Origin of the sequence: Micromonospora sp. WMMD736, assembly GCF_049179015.1 — a bacterium.
In the GTDB taxonomy this organism is placed as follows: Bacteria; Actinomycetota; Actinomycetes; order Mycobacteriales; family Micromonosporaceae; genus Micromonospora.
In genome coordinates this window covers 1-5,319 of the sequence record NZ_JBMHMI010000030.1, presented here as the reverse complement: position 1 = coordinate 5,319, position 5,319 = coordinate 1, and the positions used below count along the sequence as shown (strand labels likewise).

7 protein-coding genes and 1 pseudogene are annotated in these 5,319 nt (G+C 65.2%); 5 read left to right on the top strand and 3 right to left on the bottom strand.

The genetic code is table 11. The features are described 5' to 3' along the window. Positions 1-185: rhodanese-like domain-containing protein (locus ACN269_RS33030; RefSeq protein ID WP_421477004.1), on the bottom strand; the 185-nt coding region annotated here is incomplete at its 3' end. 423 nt (positions 186-608) lie between these two features. On the opposite strand from ACN269_RS33030, the gene ACN269_RS33025 reads away from it, so the two are divergent. After that, positions 609-767 carry a hypothetical protein gene (locus ACN269_RS33025; RefSeq protein ID WP_421477002.1) on the top strand — a complete coding sequence of 53 codons (159 nt, stop codon included), beginning with the start codon at positions 609-611 and terminating at the stop codon, positions 765-767. 110 nt (positions 768-877) lie between these two features. On the opposite strand, the gene sodN is transcribed toward ACN269_RS33025, so the two are convergent. Beyond that, positions 878-1,300 (bottom strand): superoxide dismutase, Ni, encoded by a 423-nt coding sequence (gene sodN, locus ACN269_RS33020; protein WP_421477000.1) that lies wholly within the window; start codon positions 1,298-1,300, stop codon positions 878-880. 61 nt (positions 1,301-1,361) lie between these two features. Between sodN and ACN269_RS33015 the strand changes: the two genes are divergently transcribed. The 4 genes and pseudogenes from ACN269_RS33015 (at position 1,362) to ACN269_RS33000 (ending at position 3,999) form a co-directional block, all read left to right on the top strand. After that, complete coding sequence (locus ACN269_RS33015; protein WP_421476998.1) at positions 1,362-1,682, top strand: S26 family signal peptidase; 321 nt, start codon at positions 1,362-1,364, stop codon at positions 1,680-1,682. A 109-nt stretch (positions 1,683-1,791) separates the two neighbouring features. Further along, positions 1,792-2,325, top strand: a complete 534-nt coding sequence (locus ACN269_RS33010; RefSeq protein ID WP_421476996.1) for a peptidase — start codon at positions 1,792-1,794, stop codon at positions 2,323-2,325. A 254-nt stretch (positions 2,326-2,579) separates the two neighbouring features. Further along, positions 2,580-3,131: pseudogene (locus ACN269_RS33005) on the top strand (TMEM165/GDT1 family protein); the annotation flags it as partial. Positions 3,132-3,600: 469 nt separating this feature from the next. After that, positions 3,601-3,999: a transcriptional regulator gene (locus tag ACN269_RS33000; RefSeq protein ID WP_421476994.1), complete on the top strand. Its 399-nt coding sequence runs from the start codon at positions 3,601-3,603 to the stop codon at positions 3,997-3,999. An 80-nt stretch (positions 4,000-4,079) separates the two neighbouring features. Here the strand turns inward: ACN269_RS33000 and ACN269_RS32995 are convergent. Continuing rightward, on the bottom strand, positions 4,080-5,319 hold a 1,240-nt coding region (locus ACN269_RS32995; protein WP_421476993.1), incomplete at its 5' end, for a hypothetical protein.

Sequence of the window (5,319 nt, the reverse complement as noted above, 5' to 3'; positions counted from 1 at the left end):
AGGGTGGCATCGGCGTCGATCTCGGCCAGCCGCGCGGGCACCTCACCCATCGGAATGTGTTGTGCGCCGTCGATGTGACCGCGCTGCCACTCATCGAGTTCTCGTACGTCGAGCAGCACCTCGTCATCACCGAAGGTCACCGGCACATCGGCCATGTCGACTTGTGCGACATCCATTTCGTCCATGTGATTCATGCTGGCACGACCCGCTCCGACGAGCGGTGGTCGCCCAACACCGTGACGGTGCAGCAATTCCGCAGCTATCCACAGTTTCCACAGGTTCATCCACAGCCTGGAACGGGACGGGACCAGCTGTGAACGCCGGTTCTGTACCGATAAACCCGGCTAATTGTGGATAAATGGCCGGATCGTCGGATGGCCGATCAACAGGATGCCGACACCCCCGGGCAAATTGATTAAGCCGGCTCAATTCATTCGTGGCGGCTCATTCGTGGCGGCCCGCCCCGCCGCCGCGCGCGGCCATTCCGCGCGCCCTGCGGCACCCGGATTTCGTCTCGGTACAAGAGGGGCTATGATCGGCGTCACAGCATGAGCTTGTGATAGATCTCACTGGGGGATGGGCGCAACAGTGCAGGGCAGGAGAGTGTGATGGCATCGCATCCGATGGGTCCGGGGTCCGCGGCGCAGCCGTCTGAATGGCACTCGTCTGCACATGTCTGCAACCGCAACCAGCTCATCGCGTTCTTCCGCGCCTCCTTGATCGCCATCATCCTGCTGGGATTCTTGGTTCTGCTCGTCCTGTGGTGACGGGCGCCGCAGACTTGCCGCCGCTGGGCCTCGCCGAGGCTGCTCACCGTTGATGAACGAGGGCCGGCCCAGCGAGGTGCGCTGAGCCGGCCGGAGGCGGATTGGTGTGATCAGGCGGGCGGGTAGACCCCCATGCCCTTGGCCTTCTCGGTCTGCCAGAAGATGTCGGCGATCTCGTCGATGGTGGCGAGCAGCTTCTCGGCCACGGCGACGTCGAGCGACTTCTTGACGTCACCGGCGCCGTGAACACCGTCCCAGAACAGCTGGTGCAGGTTCGGGAACTGCTCGAAGTGGTCCTTGGTGAAGAAGTCCGCCCACAGCACCATCAGATGGTGCTTGACCTCTTCGGCGCGCTGCTCCTTGATCAGGATGGCGCGAGTCTTGAAGTGGTCGTCGTCGGAATCGTGGTACTTCTGCAGCGTCTTCAGGCACGAGAGTGCCTCGATCTTGGCCTGGGCAGGGTCATACACGCCGCAGTACAGGTCGCAGTGGGCATGGGCGGGAGTGGAGTTCTCGAAGAGTCGATGCAGCATGGCCTTAACTTACCCTCTGTGGGTGGGCCGTAACCATGGACCGCGGCGATGGCCGCTGCGAATGTTCCGGGTGGTCGACGATTCGATGCGTCCGACGCTCGGCGCCGGTGACGGACTGCTGGCGCTGCGCTGGGGTGACCCGCAACGCGGCCAGTTGCGGGTGTTCCGCGACCCGCGCCGGTCGTCGCGATGGCTGGTCAAGCGCGTCGGCGAGGTGTTCAGCTCGGGCCACCGCACGATATTCGAAGCACGCTCCGACAACCCGCGCGCGCCCGGTTCGGCCGACTCCCATGAATTCGGATGGGTGTCCGCCAAGGATTCGTACCGAGTTGTCTGGACGGTCCGAAGCCGGCCCCGGCGCGGCACCGAACCCGGTCGCTGACTTCTCTGGTGCGTGTCCGCTTGCCCACGGCCCCGGCCTATCGCATTCTGTACCAATCGACTCATCGTGGTGTCGGATGTCACCAGCAATCTCCATTCGGGGAGGCGCGATGGAAACGGGGTCTGGCGGAGCGATCGAGATCGCCCCCTTTCATTCACGTGGTTCCCTGAAGGGCTTCGTGGTCTCGGGCCGCTGGCCGGACTCCACCAAGGAATGGGCGCAGCTGCTGATGGTCGCGGTCCGCGTCGCATCTCTACCTGGCTTGCTCTCCACCACAACAATTTTCGGAGCTCGCGAAGAGCTGCCCGACGAGCCGGCGCCAGGCACTGTCGGCCTGGTCTTGGCAGAAGGCACCGTCGTCGGCGAAACCGCTGTTCCACCAGGTTATTTCGCCGAGCACCAACCCCCGGCGCTGATGATGCTGCACCCTCCGTCGGAGACCACGCCCTCATTGCCCGAGTGCAGCGGCGCGGCCTCCGGGTGCGTGCTGCTGCCCGGCCTGCCCCACCTCGGGTTGGAACACCGGGCCGCCTGGGTCGAGGCCGAACTCGACGGCACCGTGACGTCGATGGTGAGCCGCGTCGGAGTCGATCCGATCAGCCATCCCGACACCGCGGTCCTGGCGATGCTGCTTGCCGCATAAGGGTTTTCACACCTCTGGTCGTGCTTCGTCGAAAGTCTGAATACGGACGTCCGAAATCGACTGCCCGGCTGGCGTACTCGGCATTCGGCCGCTAGCCTCGACTCTGTCAGCGAAGGGGAGTAGCCCCCAATCGTGGTGTCGACATACTGGCGGATCGCCCGGCACCCGAACCGCACCGCGGTGGGCGAGACCTTCGACCGAACGTCGGCGGATCAGGTAGCTGGCCCGGCGGCGCCGCGTCGAAAGGTCGTTCATTGGTTACCGCAGCCCTGGTCAGCCTGGGGGTCGTTTTCGTCGCCGAACTCGGCGACAAATCGCAGCTGATCACGATGACATATGCCTTGCGGCACCGTTGGTGGGTGGTGCTGACCGGAGTGGGCGTGGCATCACTGCTGGTGCACGGGCTGTCGGTGACCATCGGACACTTCCTGGGCTTGACGTTGCCGGAGCAACCGATCGCGTTTGCCGCCGCGATCGCGTTCCTGCTCTTCGCGCTGTGGACATGGCGGGAGCGCGCCGGTGACGACGACGATCTACCCGTCGCCGAGCCGCGATTCATCCTGTTCGCCGTCATCTCGTCGTTCGTGCTGGCCGAACTCGGCGACAAGACGATGCTGGCCACGGTAACGCTGGCCAGCGATTATCACTGGGCCGGCGTGTGGCTGGGCGCCACCGCCGGCATGGTTCTGGCCGACGGCGTCGCGATCGCGGTAGGCGCCGTGCTGCACAAACGACTGCCAGAGCGGTTCCTGCACTCGATGGCCAGTGTGCTCTTTCTGATCTTCGGGCTGTGGTTGCTGTTCGACGGAGCCCTGGGACTGCGCTGGGCCGCGTTCGCCGCCATCGGCGCGGTGCTGGTCGCGGTGGTCGGTACCGCCGCGATCCGGCTGCGGCCCGGGCGCCGGTCCGCCCGCGCGGCGGCCAGCCCAGCTCGAGACACCCACTGAGCATCGGCGCTGGCAAACTCGACGGCCCCGAAACAGCAGCGGACCTGTCGTTGCCGGACCACGAATCCGGACACCGGCGTCGAGGATGCTGCGCCAGCCGCGTCCGCGCGGGTGTGGCGCCCTCTTCATTGTTTGCTTCGACCGGCATCGCGGCAGCTGACCGGGGCACCCGCCCCACCTCTGGTTATGCGCCGAACCGCGACAACGCGGGAAAGAAGAATATTAACTCAGACGCCGTTGACACTTGGCTGTTGGGACAACTGTCGCTACGATGTCAGCAAATACGTCGCCAATTACCGCTCGTCCAAGCATGTGGAGGTCAAGATCGATGAGCAAGACGTTCGCCGCCCGGTTAAACCGGCTGTTCGACACGGTTTACCCGCCCGGGCGTGGCCCCCACACCTCGGCCGAAGTGATCGCCGCACTCAAGGCCGAAGGCGTCACCATGTCCGCGCCATACCTGTCTCAGCTCCGCTCAGGCAACCGTACGAACCCGTCGGCAACCACCATGGCGGCACTCGCTAACTTCTTCCGAATCAAGCCCGCCTACTTCACCGACGACGAGTACTACGAGAAGCTCGACAAGGAATTGACGTTGCTGGCGGGCATGCGCGACGAAGGGGTCCGGCGCATTGCGGCGCGCACGGTCGGACTGTCTCCGGAGGCGAAGCAGGACCTGGTCCAGAAGGCCGAGGAGCTGCGCCGCAAGGAGCGCCTCGACGATTAGCTTGCCGGGCGCCCCGCCCGACGGTTCGGCGAAGTTCTGCGGGCGTCTGCCAACCGTTTTCGCAGACCCAGTGACTTAGATCACTCGCCATCTCCTGCGCGGTCCATGTCACGGTACTGCGCGGCTATCGCCAGGATCCATTCGCGGTCTGAGTAGCCGTCGGGTTGACGCAGCCAGTTCGGTCCCGGAAACGCCGCAATGCCGTTCCGGATTTGTTCGCCGCGCCCAGCGTAAATCCATCGGGCGATCGCGCGGGCCCGCTCCGTCGGCGATTCGGCGGCGTGGTCGGGTCCAGGTTCCGACCGCCCCTCATCGGCCCGCCGCCCGCCGCCGGCCTCGACGGCTTCCCGGGTGCTGTCCCTGACGGTCACCGCCTCGATCGCCTCGAGGTACAGCGCGTCGGAGATCAGCGACATCCGCTCGGCGACCCGGAACACCAACGGACCGTGCGGGCGTTCCCCAATGCCCACATCGGGCTGTCGACGGCCGAGCTCGGACAGCAGCGGGTCGATGACGGCAAGCTCGCGCCGCGCCCCAAACCAATCCTCGATCGTTGGCAGCAGCGATCCGACCGCCACCACCAACATCGCACAGGCCAACAACGTGGCGGCCGCGCCGACCCCCACCTGCGCCAGACCACCTACTGCGCGCAACAGGAAGAACGCGCTCGCGAGCACGATCAGCACGATGCCGACCGTGAAGACGAACAACGCCCGTCCGCGTCGGCTGCTGCTGGAGTGCCGCAACCCCGCCCAGACGACCAGCGTCATCGCGAGCAACACATACAACAGTGGCAGCAGCCAGGGCAAGGCGCTGCCGGTGAGCCCGAGATTGCGGCGCAGATACTCTTCTGGCGACATCTCCGGTTGCTGGCCATCGGCGAAGAACAGCACCAGGGTCAATACCGAGATGACGGCAGCAACGCTGTACTGGGCGATGGCGATCCGACGGGTGATTGTCGGGTTTCGTTCGGAGGCCGCCGACGTGATCATCACGCAACTGCCGGCCGCACAGACCACCAAGGCGACTTGGCTCAGTCCCACCGCGACGTTGGGCCAGCCGAGCAGATCATCGATCAACAGGGTGAGCGGCTGCCAGTTAAGGGCAGCAACCAGGCCGAGGCTGCCCAATGCGACGATCATCGCCGAGCTGACCACCGACTGTTTGTTGACTATTGCCCAGCCGATACGCAGTCCCGTCGCCATCCCGAGGAGACCGGCCAGGATCCAGACAATCAACCAAACGCCTCTCCGAGCCGCACCTGGAAGATCGACGAACGGTCCGAGGGCAGCCGGCCGAGCCGGTAGATCAGCAGCGCCG